Consider the following 16,284-nt stretch of genomic DNA (forward strand, 5'->3'; position numbering starts at 1 on the left):
TCCACAGCACCTGTGCGCTGAAGATCAGAGCGGGATCAGAACTGCCAGAGCGCCGGCACGAAGCTGAAGCGTTCGCCGTCGCGGACCACATGGCCGACGCCGGGGAACGGGAAGTGATAGCCCAGCACCGCCATCCGGTCGGCCGCCGCCATGTCCAGGAGCCGCTTGCGGGTGGCGACGGTCAGCTCGCCATTGGCGTCGGTGCCGTTATACCATTCCGGCTGGCGGAAGCTCATGTAGGCATGAGTCATGCTGTCACCAAGCGCGATCAGCTGCTCGCCGCCGCTTTCCAGCACCACGCTCATATGGCCCGGCGTGTGGCCCGGCGTATCGATCACGCGCACGCCCGGCACCACCTCGTAGCCGTCCTTGGCCAGGATCCAGTCGACCCCGTCGCAATTGATCGAATTGACCGCGCCCAGCACGAATTGCTGATCCTCGGGCGGCACCTGGTTGACCAGGTCGTCCTGCATCCAATAGGCGTGCTCGGCCTCGCCCAGGACATATTCCGCATCCGGGTAGATCGCCTCGTCGAAATCGTCGCGAATGCCCCAGATGTGATCGGGATGGGCATGGGTCAGCACCACATGGGTGATCGAGGACGGATCGATGCCCGCCGCTTCCATGTTGCCGTTCAGACGGCCCACCGTGTCGAAGAACCGGCTGCCCGATCCGACATCGACCAGCACGGTCGCGTCGGCGGTTTCGATCAACAGGTGGTTGGTGTGGGAATAGCCCATGTCGGCGGGCAGGAAATAGCGGGTCAGGAAGGCTTTGACGTCCTCGGGATCGGCATTCACCCCCAGCCCGCTGGACGGTACCTGGAAATAGCCGTCCGACAACACGGTCAGCTTGATATCGCCCAGGGTGAAACGGAAATGCGCCGGCTGTTCGCCGCCGGGCGCGCCAAGCTGCGCCCGTGCGGCGGCGGGCAAGGCGAAACCGGGCGCGATGGCGGCCAGTTTCAGGATATCGCGGCGGCTGGGTTTGATGATCGACATGGTATGGCTCCCTTTTGCGGCAAAGATAGGCACCAACGCGGAGAACTCAATATCATTTGCGAATATGTTGTTAAACGGTGCGCCCGTTCCGGGCGCTCTTTATATCTCGCGAAATTGCCTGCAGCAATTTCACTCGGGAACGCCTCCGGCGGGAGTATTTGCGCCAAGAAGAAACAGCGAACCCGGTCTTCTTCTTGGCCGAAATACTCCGGGGGAGGCGTTGAAAACCCTCAGGTTTTCAACGTCGGGGGCAGCGCCCCCACACCGCTTTGCCCAAAGGCAAAGCTAAACCTGCGCGCCCTGCAAGGGCGCACACTGGAACTCAGCCGAAATCGCGCAGCCGGGCGACGTAGCGCGCCAGCGTGTCGATTTCCAGGTTGACCCGATCGCCGACCTTCGCCGCGCCCCAGGTGGTCATGTCTTGGGTATGCGGGATCACGTTGATGCCGAAATCGCAGCCCTCGACCTCGTTCACGGTCAGCGAGGTGCCGTTCAGCGCCACCGATCCTTTCGGCGCGATGTAACGCGCCAGCGCCTCGGGCGCGCGCAGGGTGATGCGGGTGCTGTCGCCCTCCTCGCTCATCGCCACGATCTCGGCCACGCCGTCGACATGGCCCGACACGATATGACCGCCCAGCTCGTCGCCCACCTTCAGCGCCCGTTCCAGGTTCAGCTTGCGGCCCTCGGCCCAGCCGCCCAGGTTGGTCTTGGACACGGTTTCGGCCGACACGTCCACGTCGAACCAGCCCGCGCCCTTCGCCACCACCGTCAGACAGACCCCGTCGCAGGCGATCGAGGCGCCCAGATCGACGCCGTCCATGTCGTAGCGCGTGCCGATCCGCGCGCGCAGATCGCCGCGCTGTTCCAGCGCCTGAACCTCGCCGATATCGGTGATGATGCCGGTAAACATATCCGCCCCCATTGCCATGCGGTCTAAACTGGATCATGACCTAGCCGTTGACCTTAATGGAAACAACCCAATTTACTTTCAATTTACGCCTTATTTTCGCCAACGAAACGCGTTAGCACGTTGAAAACAACCGTTAGGACAGCCTGACCGGAATGAGCAGCGACAGCGGACATACCCGGGTTTTCCTGTGCCTGCAGGGACCGCACGGACCTTTCTTCCACCAGCTTGGCAAGATGCTACGCCGGGCCGGGGCCGAGGTCTGGCGCGTCGGCTTCAATGCCGGCGACCGGGCGTTCTGGTTCGACCCGGCAAGCTATATCCCCTATCGCGGCTCCCATGACGACTGGCCCGACCGGTTCGAGGACCTGGTGGCCGAAAAGCGAGTCACCGATATCGTGCTTTACGGCGACACCCGCCCGATCCATGCCGAGGCGGTGGCGCGCGCGCGCCAGGCCGGGCTGCGGGTGCATGTGTTCGAGGAAGGCTACCTGCGGCCCTATTGGGTCACCTATGAACGCGACGGGTCCAACGGCAATTCGCGGCTGATGCGGCTGAGCGTGGCCGAGATGCGCGACGCGCTGGAACGCTCCGACCTCGACACCGTGCTGCCGCCGGGACATTGGGGCGACACCCGCCAGCACGTGTTCTACGGCGCGCTGTACCATTGGTTCGTGATGTTCCGGAACCGCGACTACCGCAATTTCCGGCCGCATCGCGATCTGCCGGTGGCGCGGGAATTCCAGCTTTATTTCACCCGGCTCTTGATGACGCCGCTGTTGATGGCCGAACGCGGGCTGGCCACCTACCGGGTGCGCCATGGCGGTTTCCCCTATCACGTGGTGCTGCTGCAGCTGGCCCATGACAGCGCGTTCCAGAAACATTCGCCGTTTTCGACGATGACCGAATTCCTGGACCTGACCATCGACGGGTTCGCCAAGGGCGCGCCGCAGCACCACCACCTGGTGATCAAGGCGCATCCGCTGGAAAACGGCCGGGTGCCGCTGAAACGCGAAATCCTGCGCATCGCGCGGCGCGCGGGCGTGGCCGACCGGGTGCATTTCGTGCGCGGCGGCAAGCTGGCGCGGCTTCTCAATGACACCCGCAGCGCGGTGACGGTGAATTCCACCGCCGGGCAGCAGGTGCTGTGGCGCGGCATCCCCCTGAAGGTGTTCGGCGACGCGGTCTATGCCAAGCCGGAATTCGTCTCCGACCAGCCGCTGCCCGCGTTTTTCCAGGCCGCGCGGCGCCCCGACCTGCCCGCCTATCGCGATTACCGCCGCTTCCTGCTGGAAACCAGCCAGGTGCCCGGCGGGTTCTATTCCGCCCGCGGGCGCAAGCAGCTGCTGCGTCACGTGGTCGACATGATGCTGAGCGACGAAGACCCCTATGACGCGCTGAAGTCGGGAACCGCGGCCCCGAGGCAACAGTTGCGTGTGGTGAGCTGAGCGCCACAAGGTCTAGCGCTGGATTTTTGTTCCGGATTCCGTTAGGTTGCCGCAAAGACTTGAGGCAGAAAACAACAGGTCGAGGAGACCGAGCAGTGAAATTCCCAGCTTCCCGACGGGCGAAATCCGTCGCCCTGCTGGCCGCCGTGGCAATTGTCGCCTCTTGCGGCCTGCCCCGGACCGGCCCGAACAAGCGCGAAATCTTCGCCGGATCGGTGCAGCGTGAAGGCGACGCCTTCATCGTGGCCGTGAACGACCGCGTCACCCGCGCCACCGCCGTCACCCCGGCGCTTGGCTTCTCCGAAAAATTCACCAAGGCGGGCACGCTGGGATCGGATATCATCCGCCCCGGCGACACGCTGTCGCTGACCGTGTGGGAAAACGTCGAAGACGGGCTGCTGGCCAGTTCCGCCAGTTCCGCCACCACCCTGGCCGAGGTTCAGGTCGATGGCGCCGGGTTCATCTTCGTGCCCTATGCGGGCCGCATCCGCGCCGCCGGCAACACGCCCGAGGCGCTGCGCAGCATCATCACCCGCAAGCTGGAAGAACAGACCCCCGACCCGCAGATCGAGGTCCGCCGCACCGCCGGCGACGGATCGACCGTGTCGCTGGTCGGATCGGTCGGCGCCCAGGGCGTGTTCGCCATCGAACGCCCCACCCGCACCCTGTCGGCGATGCTGGCGCGCGCGGGCGGCGTGACCATCGACACCGACATCGCCCAGGTCAGCGTGATCCGGGGCAGCGAAAAGGGCCGCATCTGGCTGCAGGACCTCTATGAAAATCCCGAGCTGGACATCGCGCTGCGCGGCGGCGACCGGATCTTGGTCGAGGGCGACACCCGCACCTTCACCGCGCTTGGCGCCACCGGCAGCCAGACCCGCGTGGGGTTCGAGAGCAAGACCGTTTCGGCGGTCGAGGCGATCGCCCAGGTCGGCGGGCTGGTGCCCACCGCGGCCGATCCCACCGGCGTTTTCGTGATGCGTAACGAACCGGCCGAGATCGCCAACGCGGTGCTGGGCCGCACCGACCTGATCGGGGCGCAGCGGATGGTTTACGTACTGGACCTGACCAAACCCAACGGGCTGTTCCTGGCGCGCGATTTCGCGGTGCGCGACGAAGACACGCTGTATGTGACCGAAGCGCCGTTCACCCAGTGGAACAAGACGATTTCGTCGCTGACCGGATCGCTGACCACGGCGAGCTCGATCGGCACGCTGACCGGCGGCTGATGCGTAATCCCGACTGGATCGGGACTGAACCCGCCGGGGCTCCGCCCCGGCGGGTTGCTTTTTTCAACGCCGGGTTCCTGCGCCAGCGCCGGGTGCGGCGGATCTGCGACCTGGCAGGCTATGATCTGAAACTGTTCCGCCCCGGGCCCGACGACTTGATCGCGGTCTGGGGCCATTCGCCCTATGCCGCGCGCGGCGAGGCGGTGGCGGAAAAGACCGGCGCGGGGATCGTGCGGGTCGAGGACGCTTTCTTGCGCTCGATCCATCCCGGCCGGGCGGGCGAGCCGCCCATCGGCTTGGTGATCTGCCAAGAGGGGATGCATTTCGACGCCTCGCATCCATCCGACCTGGAGCGCATCCTGGCCGAACAGCCGCTGGACGACGCCGCGCTGCTGAACCGCGCGCGCGGCTGCATGGCGCGGATGATCGAGGCGGGGCTGACGAAATACGCGGGCTTCGATCCCGATGAGGCACCGCCCGAACCGGGCTACGTGCTGGTGATCGACCAGACGCGCGGCGATGCCTCGGTCAAGCTGGGTGGGGCGGACGCCAATTCCTTCCGCGAAATGCTCTATTACGCGCAGGAGGAGAACCCCGGCGCGCGCATCCTGATCAAGACCCATCCCGAAACCCAGCAGGGATTTCGCAACGGCTATTTCAGCGCCGAAGACGCGACCGGGCGGATCGAACTGTACGACCGCCCCGTCAGCCCCTGGGCGCTGCTGGAGGGCGCCACGGCGGTCTATTCCGTCACCTCGCAACTGGGCTTCGAGGCGATCATCGCCGGGCACCGCCCGCGCGTCTTCGGCAAACCCTTCTATGCCGGTTGGGGGCTGAGCGAGGATTTCCACCCGATGCCGCGCCGCCGCCGGAGCCTGACCCGGGCGCAATTGTTCGCAGGGGCGATGATGCTTTACCCGGTCTGGTACGATCCCTGCCGCGACCGGCTGTGTGCGCTGGAAGACGTGATCGACGGGTTCGAGGCGCGGGTGCGGGCCTGGCGCGAGGACCGCGAAGGGTGGGACGCCAGCGGCATGCGGCTATGGAAGCGCCGCGCCATCGACGGTTTCTTCGGCGGCGAGAAAGCCGTCAGGTTCCGAGACGCGCCCGACGGGGGAGTGGCGCGGCCGCAGATGATTTGGGCCGGCAAGGCCGAAGGGCCAGAGATGGACGGGCTGGTGCGGGTCGAGGACGGGTTCCTGCGTTCGCGCGGGCTGGGCGCCGAGCTGGTGCCGCCGCTGTCGCTGGTCTGCGACGATCTGGGGATTTACTACGATCCGGGGCGGGAAAGCCGGTTGGAACGGCTGATCGCCGCCCGCGCCACGCTGCGCCCTGATCAGCAGTTGCGGGCGGATATGCTGCGCCGCAGCCTGATCAAGGCGGGGCTGAGCAAGTACAATCTAGGCGGCGACGCGCCCGAGCTGCCCGAAGGCCGCCGGATATTGGTGCCGGGACAGGTGGAAAACGACGCCTCGATCCGGCTCGGCGCGGGCGAAGTGCGCACCAACTTGGACCTGCTGCGCGCAGCAAGGGCGGCCAACCCGGACGCGGTGCTGCTGTATAAGCCGCACCCGGATGTCGAGGCCGGGCTGCGCCCCGGCGCGGTATCGCGCGAGGCAGCGCTGGAGCTGGCCGACGCGGTGCTGGAAGACGCCGATCCGGTGGCGCTGTTGGACGAGGTGAGCGAGGTCTGGACCATGACATCGCTGCTGGGGTTCGAGGCGCTGCTGCGCGGGGTGAAGGTCACCACGCTGGGCGCGCCCTTCTATGCGGGTTGGGGGCTGACCACCGACCTGGGCCCGGTGCCGGAGCGGCGGCGGGCGCGGGTCAGCCTGGATGGGCTGGTCCACGCCGCGCTGATCGATTACCCGCGCTACCGCGACCCGGTGAGCGGGCTGCCCTGCCCCGTCGAGGTGATCGTCGAGCGGCTGGCCGCTGGCGAGACCGGACAGGGGCGCGGGCTGAAGGCGCTGTCAAAGCTGCAGGGCATCTTCGCGGGCTGGGCGCATCTGTGGCGCTAGGGCGATCTAAAGGAGCGCGCCAAGGCGCGCGCATGTTTCGCCTGAAATTGTCCTGCGGAAAATTTCAGGCCTGACCGCCTGCGGCGGATTTTGAGTATTTGGGCCAAGAAGAAGAGATCAGCCGCGCCTTATCCAGCGGTGCAGGATGTCGGGGCCGAGCGCGCGAGTCTCGCCAAGCTGGAAGCGCGGCGCTTCGGCCAGACGTTCCAGCCCCATGGCGCCGATCGCGGGCAAGCCCTCGGCTCCGATGGCGAGGCCGGCAGTAAAGCCGATCAGTTCGTCCACCATGTCGTGTGACAGCAGCGAGGCCGCCAGCGCACCGCCGCCTTCGCAGAACACCCGGGTCAGCCCCTTGTCGCCAAGCGCGCGCAGCAGCGCCCCCGGGTCGATCTGACCGCGCGCCACGTCGCAGGGGATCAGGGTGGCGCCGAGATCGGTCCAGGTGCGTTGCAGCACCGGGTCGGGATCGGGGCCGTGGCAGATCCAGACCGGCACCTCGCGGGCGGTTTTCGCCAGGTTGCCCATCAGCGGCACGTCGAGCCGGCGCGACACCACGATGCGGACCGGTTGCCGGTCGATGCCGAGATCGCGCACGGTGAGCGAGGGATCGTCGGCCCGCGCCGTGCCCGCCCCAACCATTACCGCGTCGTGGCTGGCGCGCAGCCCGTGCACCCATCGCCGCGCCTGCGGCCCGGTGATCCATTTGCTTTCGCCGGTGGCGGTGGCGATGCGGCCGTCGAAGCTGCTGGCCAGTTTCAACGTCAGGAAGGGACGGCCTTCCTCGGTGCGCAGGAAGAACCCGGCGAGATCGCGCGCGGCCTCTTCGGCCAGCACGCCGGTGGTGACCTCGATCCCGGCGTCGCGCAGCATGGCGAAACCGCGGCCCGACACGCGCGGATCGCTGTCGGTGATCGATGACACCACGCGCGCCACGCCCGCGTTGATCAGCGCCTCTGAACAGGGCGGCGTCTTGCCGTGATGCGCACAGGGTTCCAGGCTGACATAGGCGGTGGCGCCGCGCGCCAGGTTCCCGGCCTGCGCCAGCGCCTGCGGTTCGGCATGCGGCCGCCCGCCCGGGGCGGTCCAGCCGCGCCCGACGATCCGGCCGTCCTTCACGATGACGCAGCCCACGGCCGGGTTGGGCCAGGTGTTGCCCTGGCCGCGCCGCCCCAAGCTGAGGGCCAGCGCCATGTAACGGGTATCGTCGTTCACGCCTCGTCGGGGCCTGTGTCGGGGCGCAGTTCGGAGACGAATTTGTCGAAATCATCCGCCGCCTGGAAATTCTTGTAGACGCTGGCGAAGCGCACATAGGCGACGGTGTCGATCCGCGCCAGGGCCTCCATCACGATTTCGCCGATGGTTTTCGACGGGATGTCGGTTTCGCCCATGCTTTCCAGCCGCCGCACGATGCCCGAAATCATCTGGTCGATCCGTTCGGGTTCGACGGGGCGTTTCTGCATCGAGATGCGGATCGAGCGTTCCAGCTTGTCGCGGTCGAAATCTTCGCGCCGGCCGTTCGACTTGATCACCACCAGATCGCGCAGCTGCACCCGTTCATAGGTGGTAAAGCGGCCGCCGCAGGCCGGGCAGAAGCGCCGGCGCCGGATCGCAACGTGATCTTCGGCAGGCCGTGAATCCTTCACCTGCGTATCAATATTTCCGCAAAACGGGCAACGCATGGCCGGCCCCCTCTTAAATTACCGCCTCATCCTGTGGATTTTTTCCACTTATCCACAGGCACTATAGGACAGCCTCTAGGGTTTGGGTAGAGGGAAGTTACGACCACCAGATGACGCGGCGGCACGGGCAGAAATGAAACAGCCGCGGCGCTTGCCGCGGCTGTTCTGGTTTTCCTGAACGGATCTTAGCCGGATCAGGACGCGGCCTTGAAATCGACCACGTCCTCGTCGCTGTCCGCGGTGTCGAGATCGATCAGCGGCTTGGCTTCGCCGGTCTCGTCCTCGCCGTCGAGATCGGCATCGGCGGCCTCGGCCTGGTCGGCCTGTTCACCCGCTTCCCCTGCCCCGCAATCGTCGGTCTGGAAGAAGCCGATCACCTCGGCCAGGTGTTCGGCCTGGCCCAGAAGTTCGGTCGCCGCCGCCGACAGTTCCTCCGACGCCGAGGTGTTGGATTGGGTCACGCCGTCCAGCCGCTGCACCGATTCATTGATCTGCACCGACCCGATCGCCAGTTCGCGCGACGACGCGGTGATGTCGCTGACCAGCGAGGAGGTCTTTTCGATATTGGGTACCAAGGCTTCCAGCATCTCGCCCGCCTTGGTCGCGGTGGACACTGTGTTGGCCGACATCGCCGATATTTCCGCCGCCGCCTGCTGGCTGTTCTCGGCCAGCTTGCGCACTTCGGAGGCCACCACCGCGAAGCCGCGGCCATGTTCGCCGGCGCGGGCGGCCTCAACGGCAGCGTTCAGCGCCAGAAGGTCGGTCCGGCGGGCGATTTCCTGCAGCACCATGATGCGTTCGCCGATGGTCTGCATCGCCGCGACCGCCTCGGACACCGTGGTGCCGGACAGCTTGGCGTCATGCGCGGCTTTCGCCGCGATTTCCTCGGTCGTGGCGGCGTTTTCCGAGCTCGACGAGATGTTGGCCGACATCTGCTCCACCGCGGTCGACACTTCCTCGGTCGATCCGGCCTGGACCGAAGCGCCCTCGGACAGGCTTTCGGAGGTGCCCGACACCTGGTTGGCCCCGGCGACGAGGTTGCTCACCGCCGAAGACACGTTGTCGACGGTTTCGCGCAGCCGCAGCACCATGTCGTTCTGGGCGTTCAGCAGGTCGCTGAGTTCGTTATTGCCGGTCACCGTCGCGGTGCTGCGCAGATCGCCCGAGGCCACCTGGCGCGCCAGCGCGATCGAGCGGTTCAGCCCCGTCGACAGGTTGCGGATGATCAGCGTCGAGGACACCAGCATCAGCGCGACCGCCACGCCCATGGCCGCAAACATGTTGCGGCGCACCTCGGCATAGTCCGCCCGCGCCTGTTCCACCGCCTGGTCCATTTCCGCGGCATAGGCGGCTTCGATCTGGGTCGCCAGGCCCTTCATCTTGTCCATCGTCGGATTGACGCCGAAATGATAGACCTCGTTCGCCCGCTCATCGCCGTCCAGTTCGTATTCGACGGCGCCGTGGGTGTATTGGGTAAAGCGCTTCACCTGGCTGCCCATGCGCTTGAGCGGCTTTTGCAGCTCTTCGCCGGAATAAGTCTTCATCTCTTCGAGGATCGCGACGGCCTGGTCCGCGTTGTCGTTCAGGCTCTTGCGCAGGGTCGGGACCCGTTCGGGGTCTTCTTCGCCACCGGCCCAGCCGATCAGGATATTGGCCGCATCGATCTGCATGTCCCGCGTCAGAACCAGCAGGCCCCGCGCATCCAGCAGATGCGCCGTCTTGACCTGCACGATCTCTTCCATCTTGGTATTGGCCTTTTGCAGCGCCGTGACTGCCAGGAACATGCTGCCCGCGAAAATCAGAAATACCGCCGCGAATGTCGCGACCAGGCGGGTTTTTAATGTGAAGCGCATCGAATCTCCTCCAGCTTCCAAATAGGAGGATCAGAGGAGAAATCCGGCGTGTCCCCTCCTGCGGCCAAAGCCGCCCCCCCGGGACTTGCGCGGGATAAACAATATGGGATCGCACCCAATCACTCTAATCACTCAACGCCTATGGCGTCAGAAGAGGGGAACGACGGGATTTGGGGAGTTTTGAGCAAATCGCGCGGTATGCGGGCGAAACTATCCGCAATGATAGCCGCCTTCCCATCATAAAGGCGTATATTTTCATCTTTTGCGCGCAAAAAATCGGCAAGCCCCAGTATAGGACGTCCCGCGCGGCGAGCTTCGGCGCGGGCGCTCAGCCCTCTTCCGGCCGCAGCACCGTTTCGATGACCGAGGCGTTATGCAGCGTCTTGTGCACAGGGCAGCGGTCGGCGATGCGCAGCAGCTTCTGCCGCTCCTCGTCGCTCAGATCGCCCACCAGCCGGATGTCGCGGCGGAATACGTCGATCTTGTCGCTGCCCTTGGCGGGATCGATTTCTTCGCCATGGCGCTTGTCATGGGTGATTTCGACCGACACATGTTCCAGCGGAAGTTTCTTGAATCGCGCATAGATGCGGATGGTCATCGCGGTGCACGCACCCAGCCCGGCGGCGAGGAACTGATACGGGTTGGGACCCAGGTCGGTGCCGCCCATTTCCTGCGGTTCATCGGCCAGCATGTGGTGGCGCCCGGCGATATTGACGTCCTGCAGGAAACCCGAGGCGTCGGCCTCCGACACCCGGACCACGCCGTCGGGTGCGTGTTGGGGAAAATCCTCCTCGATCAGATCGAGATAACGCCCGGCCCAGGTGGCGATGGTGTCGGCGACGTATTCGGCATCCGCCTCCGCCGTGATCAGGTGATCGGCATCGTCCAGCGTGACGAAGGATTTGGGGTGCATGGCGGCGGCAAAAATTTCCGCCGCGTTGTCGATCCCCACGACGGTGTCGCGCGGCGCGTGCAGCACCAGCAGCGCCTTTTTCATCGCGTGGATCGCCGGGCCCATCTTCTGCGCCTCCAGATCGTCGAGGAACTGGCTGCAGATGGTGAAATCGCGTCCGGCCAGATGCACCTGCGCCTTGCCCTTTTGCCGGATGTCTTCGACCCGGGCGCCGAAATTGTCCGTCACATGGGCCGGATCGAAGGGTGCGCCGATGGTGGCGACGGCGCGGGCCGAAGGAATGTCGCCCGCCGCCTTCAGCATCGCCGCCCCGCCCAGCGAATGGCCGATCAGCAATTGCGGCGCCATCAGCTTTTGCTCCAGCGCGCTTGCGGCCAGCAGCAGGTCGGCGACGTTGGTGGTGAAATTTGTATTGGCGAATTCGCCCTCGGAATGGCCCAGCCCGGTGAAATCGAAGCGCAACACGGCAATGCCCTGCGCCGCCAGCCGCGACGCGATGCGCCGCGCCGCCGGGATGTCCTTGGAACAGGTGAAGCAATGGGCGAACAGCGCGGTGGCGCAGACCTTGCCCTCGGGCAGGTCGAGCCGCGCCGCGAGCGTGCTGCCGTCATGGCCGGTGAAGCTGAAACGTTCGGATTTCATCAGTCGATTCCCTTGGGCGTTCGCGGGCCACTATGGGGAAAATCGGGCCCGCGCAAAGGGGCTCGCGCGCCTTTTCACCGAATTGTCAGGATGACAGGTGCGCCACCACCTGGCGGCTGTGCCGCGCGTCGCGGTGTTCGAACAGGTAGATGCCCTGCCAGGTGCCCAGCACCGGGCGGCCGCCACTGACCGGGATCGACAAGGACACCGGCATCATCGCCGCCTTGATATGGGCAGGCATGTCGTCGGGGCCCTCATAGGTGTGGGTCAGGTAGGACATCGACGGGTCAGTGGTGGGCGGCACCAAGCGGTGGAAGAAATTGCGCAGGTCGGTCTGCACCTCGGGGTCGGCGTTTTCCTGGATCAGCAAGCTGCAGGAGGTGTGGCGCACGAACAGCGTCAGCAGCCCGTCGCGCCGGGGCTGCTCACCCGTCCATCGGACGACCTCGCGGGTGAATTCGTAAAGCCCCTGTCCGCGGGTGGCGATGTCGAAGCTGGTCTGCATCTCAGCGGAACACGCCCTCGCCCATCTGGTCGATGAAGACCTTCGCCTTGCGCAGGCTCATGCTGCGCGCCTCGTCCTCCGACTGCACGGTGTCGGCGCGGATCATCATGTGGGTCTTCAGCTCGCCCCCCACTTCCTTTTCGATCCGGGCGGCGATGCGAAAACCGCCCTCTCCCGGCATCGGGTCGGGGAAGATGAGGAAGCCTTTGTAATCCTCGGGCTGCGCTGCGGGTTTGGCCTTGGGCTTCGACCGACCGGCGCCGAAGAGTTTGGAAAGCAGTGACATAGGGTGATCCCGTTGGTTCCGTTTGCGCGCCAGTGTGCGGGCTGCAGCGGTTGGGGGCAAGGGGGCGCGACCCGCTATTCCGGTACCAGCCAGCCCCGGTAGCGGATCAGCACCCCCAGGACGGGAAGCGCGGCCGAGACGTCGAAGCGGATGCGGCCCGCCTCATCGACGCCTTCGCGCGTGCTGCTTTTCGGGGCGATCCATCGCGGCAGCGGCAGGCCGAGCACGGCGATGCGGCTGATGGCGAGGGTCAGCCCCTGATCATCGATGTCCGGCACCATGGTGACGCGGAACGGGCCGAAACCTTCGACCACCGCCCTGCGCCGCGCGTCAAAGCGCAGGCTGGAAACGGTTGCGTCGCCGCCGAAATCCCGGCGCCATTGCGTCAGGCCGGAAACGGTGCGCATCTCGAGCCGGATCGCTATGCCCTGCCCCGCCGGGGGGAAGCCGCCAAGACGCAGCAGCAGGCCGACAAGCGCCCCGCGCCCGCGGGTGATGTCGCATTGTCCGGCAAAGCTGCGCGCCCCCGCCCCGGAATGGAAATCGGCAAGCGGTCCCGGCAGGATCAGACCCCGGGCCTTGGCCGCCCGCAGGAAAGGATCGTCCGCTTCCGTCATCCCCATCCCGTGGGCAGAAAGCGGGATTTCACCTGCTCGTCGGGGATCATGCAGGCGTCGTAGCGGCCGAAGATGCGATAACGGTTGCGCGCGATGAGGTGATAAAGCGGATGCTTGAGCGGCCCCGGCAGGAACCGGCACAGCGCCGGCACGCGCCAGACACCGCCAAGGGCCCGCATCGCGGCGGCAAAGACATCGAGCCGCGTGAAGATGCGGCCGCCGACGATGACCAGGTTGGTTTCGTAATCCGTCGTGGGCAGGCCGAGCGCCCGGTACATCGCCGTTCCCAGCGGCGACTGGGCCGTGGCGAAGCGGAACCGGCCGGATTTGTCATGGCGCAGCATGAACCGGAAGAAGCCCGAGCAGAGCACGCATTCGCCATCGAACACGATCACATCGCAATCGCCAAGCACCTGCTGCAGATCGTCGGGGAGCGCGGCGACAGGCGTCATGCCGCACCTTTGGGGGAATCATGGCATTTCGAATCTATCGATGGATGTGAAGACCGCAACATGCGGCGAGTATTGATCCGGCTGTTGCCGACGTCAACGCCGTCTGGCGGGCATGTTGGTTTTGGACAAGGGGTGCACCCCCGGCCCGGAACAAGGCCGCAGGCCGCCGGGCCAGCCCACGGTCCGGCGCTGGCCCGGCTACCCTCATCATAGCGCGCGTTTCCGAGCGTTTTGCGACGGATTTCCCAGGCCGGATGGTGCGTGCGAGCACTCACCCTACGAAATACTAATCATAGAGCCCTGGCCAAAGAGGGAGACTAGACCTCGTTAGTGAACGCTTCAATTCAGCACGATCAAGTACGACGCCACCACCAGAATCCGCTATTTTATACTGCGGTGGCTCAATCCACGTTAGCGTTTCTGTAGCCGTTTCGTCATCAAGCTCCGAAACAAGATCTGAAACGAGGCGCCCATGCAGGAACGGATGGTGCCCAACCAGTACCTCCCCGGGGCGGCCATTGACAGAAAGGCCTTTTTGCTTGTTGAGCGTTGGTAGCAACTCCGAAACGTTGCAGTAGCGCTGCTCGTAGATTACTTCCGCAATAGAGCGAACAAAGTGAGCCGAGCGTCTAGGAGAAATGATGGCGGCAATTACGTTGTGATTCCCAATGGGGGGATAGCCCGCGTACTCCCAACTAAGAAGCCATGCACGCTTTCCCACCATTGAGACGCCTCCCTTTACTGATCCAGGAAGCTCCGCAGCTTCCGGCTCCGGCTGGGGTGCTTCAACTTCCGCAGCGCCTTGGCCTCGATCTGACGGATCCGTTCGCGGGTCACGCTGAACTGCTGGCCGACTTCTTCCAGCGTGTGATCGGTGTTCATGCCGATGCCGAAGCGCATCCGCAGCACCCGTTCCTCACGCGGCGTCAGCGAGGCCAGAACCCGGGTCGTGGTTTCCTTCAGGTTTTCCTGAATGGCGGAATCCAGCGGCAGGACGGCGTTCTTGTCCTCGATGAAATCGCCCAGCTGGCTGTCTTCCTCGTCCCCGATCGGGGTTTCGAGGCTGATCGGTTCCTTGGCGATCTTCATCACCTTGCGGACCTTTTCCAGCGGCATCTGCAGCTTTTCGGCCAATTCTTCCGGCGTCGGTTCGCGGCCGATCTCGTGCAGCATCTGACGGCCGGTGCGGACCAGCTTGTTGATCGTTTCGATCATGTGCACCGGGATACGGATGGTGCGGGCCTGATCGGCGATCGAGCGGGTGATCGCCTGACGGATCCACCAGGTCGCATAGGTCGAGAACTTGTAGCCGCGGCGGTATTCGAATTTATCGACCGCCTTCATCAGGCCGATATTGCCTTCCTGGATCAGGTCGAGGAATTGCAGGCCGCGATTGGTGTATTTCTTGGCGATCGAGATCACCAGGCGCAGGTTCGCCTCGACCATTTCCTTCTTGGCCTGGCGGGCTTCTTTTTCGCCCTTCTGGACCTGGGACACGATGCGGCGGAATTCCGAGATGTCGAGGCCGACATACTGGCCGACCTGCGCCATGTCGTTGCGCAGTTCCTCGACCTTGTCCGCGGAGCGTTCGATCAGCGCCTGCCAGCCGCGGCCGGGTTTCTGCGACATATCGTCGAGCCAGCTCGGATCGAGTTCGCGGCCGCGATATTCCTCGATGAATTCGCGGCGGTTGATGCGGGCCTGGTCGGCCAGCTTCACCATCGCGGAATCGATCTGCATGATGCGGCGGTTGATGCCGTAAAGCTGGTCGATCAGCGCCTCGATCCGGTTGTTATGCAGGTGCAGCCCGTTCACCAGTTCGACGATTTCCGAGCGCAGCTTCTGGTAGGTCGCTTCTTCCTGTTCCGAGAAGCTGTCGTCTTCGTTCAGGGTCGCGGCGATCCGCAGGTCCTGCATTTCCGACAGGTGTTCGAAATCCTCGGCGATGCGGTTCAGCGTATCGAGCACGCGCTGTTTCAGCGCCGCTTCCATCGCGGCCAGCGACATGTTGGCCTGTTCGTCGTCATCCTCGTCGTCGTCGTCGCTGCGGATCGGGTTGCCGTCGGCATCCAGTTCCGGCTCGGCCGATTTTTCCTTCGGGGCCGAGGTCACATTGGCCGCCTCGACCACGGGTTCGGCGCCCTCGCCTTCTTCGTCCATCTGGTTGCCGAAGGTGGTTTCCAGATCGATCACGTCGCGCAGCAGGATGTCTTCGGACAGAAGTTCGTCGCGCCAGATGGTGATCGCCTGGAAGGTCAGCGGGCTTTCGCACAGCCCCTGGATCATCGTGTTGCGGCCGGCCTCGATGCGTTTCGCGATGGCGATTTCGCCTTCGCGCGACAGCAGTTCGACCGATCCCATTTCGCGCAGATACATCCGCACCGGGTCGTCGGTGCGATCCAGCTTTTCGGCGCCGCCCGAGGACAGCGCCACTTCGCCCCGGTTCGACGACACGTCGACCACGGCGGTGGATTTCTGTTCCTCTTCCTCGGCCTCTTCGTCCTCGATGATGTTGATGCCCATTTCGGACAGCATCGACATCACGTCTTCGATCTGTTCCGACGACACCTGGTCGGGCGGCAGCACCTGGTTGAGCTGGTCATAGGTGATGTAGCCCTTTTCGCGCGCCTCGGCGATCATCCGTTTGACGGCGGCCTGGCTCATATCGAGCGAAACTTCGGCGTCCTGATCGTCGGGTTTGCGGTCTTCGGTGTCTTTGGCAGCCATGTAG

The 16,284-nt window shown here is 64.9% G+C and carries 14 protein-coding genes; 3 read left to right on the top strand and 11 right to left on the bottom strand.

Translation table 11 applies throughout. The annotated features are described in order from the left end of the window. Nucleotides 1–35: 35 nt before the first annotated feature. Together GR167_RS14030 and GR167_RS14035 are read right to left on the bottom strand one after the other, a co-directional pair. On the bottom strand, nucleotides 36–1,001 hold the full coding sequence (locus GR167_RS14030) for an MBL fold metallo-hydrolase (protein ID WP_160974344.1): 966 nt from the start codon (nucleotides 999–1,001) through the stop codon (nucleotides 36–38). A 322-nt stretch (nucleotides 1,002–1,323) separates the two neighbouring features. Further along, a complete protein-coding gene (locus GR167_RS14035; RefSeq protein WP_160974345.1) occupies nucleotides 1,324–1,911 on the bottom strand; it encodes a riboflavin synthase in 588 nt (195 codons plus the stop codon). A 152-nt stretch (nucleotides 1,912–2,063) separates the two neighbouring features. Here GR167_RS14035 and GR167_RS14040 point away from each other — a divergent pair, with 152 nt between their 5' ends. The 3 genes from GR167_RS14040 to GR167_RS14050 all read left to right on the top strand — a co-directional run bounded on the left by GR167_RS14040 (nucleotide 2,064) and on the right by GR167_RS14050 (nucleotide 6,606). Further along, nucleotides 2,064–3,356, top strand: a complete 1,293-nt coding sequence (locus tag GR167_RS14040; protein WP_160974346.1) for a capsule polysaccharide biogenesis protein — start codon at nucleotides 2,064–2,066, stop codon at nucleotides 3,354–3,356. 95 nt (nucleotides 3,357–3,451) lie between these two features. After that, complete coding sequence (locus tag GR167_RS14045; RefSeq protein ID WP_160974347.1) at nucleotides 3,452–4,585, top strand: polysaccharide biosynthesis/export family protein; 1,134 nt, start codon at nucleotides 3,452–3,454, stop codon at nucleotides 4,583–4,585. Then, nucleotides 4,585–6,606 (top strand): capsule polysaccharide biogenesis protein, encoded by a 2,022-nt coding sequence (locus GR167_RS14050; protein WP_160974513.1) that lies wholly within the window; start codon nucleotides 4,585–4,587, stop codon nucleotides 6,604–6,606. Before GR167_RS14045 ends, GR167_RS14050 begins: the two co-directional genes overlap by 1 nt. 117 nt (nucleotides 6,607–6,723) lie before the next feature. Here the strand turns inward: GR167_RS14050 and ribD are convergent, their stop codons facing one another. From ribD to rpoD, 9 genes are all read right to left on the bottom strand, one after another. Further along, nucleotides 6,724–7,818, bottom strand: a complete 1,095-nt coding sequence (gene ribD / locus GR167_RS14055; RefSeq protein ID WP_370741317.1) for a bifunctional diaminohydroxyphosphoribosylaminopyrimidine deaminase/5-amino-6-(5-phosphoribosylamino)uracil reductase RibD — start codon at nucleotides 7,816–7,818, stop codon at nucleotides 6,724–6,726. Then, nucleotides 7,815–8,285 carry a transcriptional regulator NrdR gene (gene nrdR / locus GR167_RS14060; protein WP_160974348.1) on the bottom strand — a complete coding sequence of 157 codons (471 nt, stop codon included), beginning with the start codon at nucleotides 8,283–8,285 and terminating at the stop codon, nucleotides 7,815–7,817. The genes ribD and nrdR overlap by 4 nt, the downstream gene beginning before the upstream one ends. Before the next feature lie 194 nt (nucleotides 8,286–8,479). Continuing rightward, a complete protein-coding gene (locus GR167_RS14065) occupies nucleotides 8,480–10,138 on the bottom strand; it encodes a methyl-accepting chemotaxis protein (RefSeq protein WP_160974349.1) in 1,659 nt (552 codons plus the stop codon). Nucleotides 10,139–10,466: 328 nt separating this feature from the next. Then, entirely contained in the window at nucleotides 10,467–11,693 is a 1,227-nt protein-coding gene (locus tag GR167_RS14070) for a bifunctional alpha/beta hydrolase/OsmC family protein (protein WP_160974350.1), read from the bottom strand. Between the two features lie 85 nt (nucleotides 11,694–11,778). Then, the gene (locus GR167_RS14075; RefSeq protein ID WP_160974351.1) at nucleotides 11,779–12,198 is read right to left on the bottom strand and encodes a secondary thiamine-phosphate synthase enzyme YjbQ; all 420 of its coding nucleotides are present in this window, start codon (nucleotides 12,196–12,198) and stop codon (nucleotides 11,779–11,781) included. 1 nt (nucleotide 12,199) lies between these two features. Then, nucleotides 12,200–12,484: an HlyU family transcriptional regulator gene (locus GR167_RS14080; protein ID WP_160974352.1), complete on the bottom strand. Its 285-nt coding sequence runs from the start codon at nucleotides 12,482–12,484 to the stop codon at nucleotides 12,200–12,202. 74 nt (nucleotides 12,485–12,558) lie between these two features. Beyond that, a complete protein-coding gene (locus GR167_RS14085) occupies nucleotides 12,559–13,101 on the bottom strand; it encodes a DUF4166 domain-containing protein (protein ID WP_160974353.1) in 543 nt (180 codons plus the stop codon). Next, on the bottom strand, nucleotides 13,098–13,553 hold the full coding sequence (locus GR167_RS14090) for a thiol-disulfide oxidoreductase DCC family protein (RefSeq protein ID WP_160974354.1): 456 nt from the start codon (nucleotides 13,551–13,553) through the stop codon (nucleotides 13,098–13,100). The genes GR167_RS14085 and GR167_RS14090 overlap by 4 nt, the downstream gene beginning before the upstream one ends. Nucleotides 13,554–14,291: 738 nt before the next feature. Beyond that, nucleotides 14,292–16,280 (bottom strand): RNA polymerase sigma factor RpoD, encoded by a 1,989-nt coding sequence (gene rpoD, locus GR167_RS14095; RefSeq protein WP_160974355.1) that lies wholly within the window; start codon nucleotides 16,278–16,280, stop codon nucleotides 14,292–14,294. Between the last annotated feature and the right edge of the window lie 4 nt (nucleotides 16,281–16,284).

Origin of the sequence: Thalassovita mangrovi, from assembly GCF_009857745.1 — a bacterium.
Taxonomy (GTDB): Bacteria; Pseudomonadota; Alphaproteobacteria; order Rhodobacterales; family Rhodobacteraceae; genus Thalassobius; species Thalassobius mangrovi.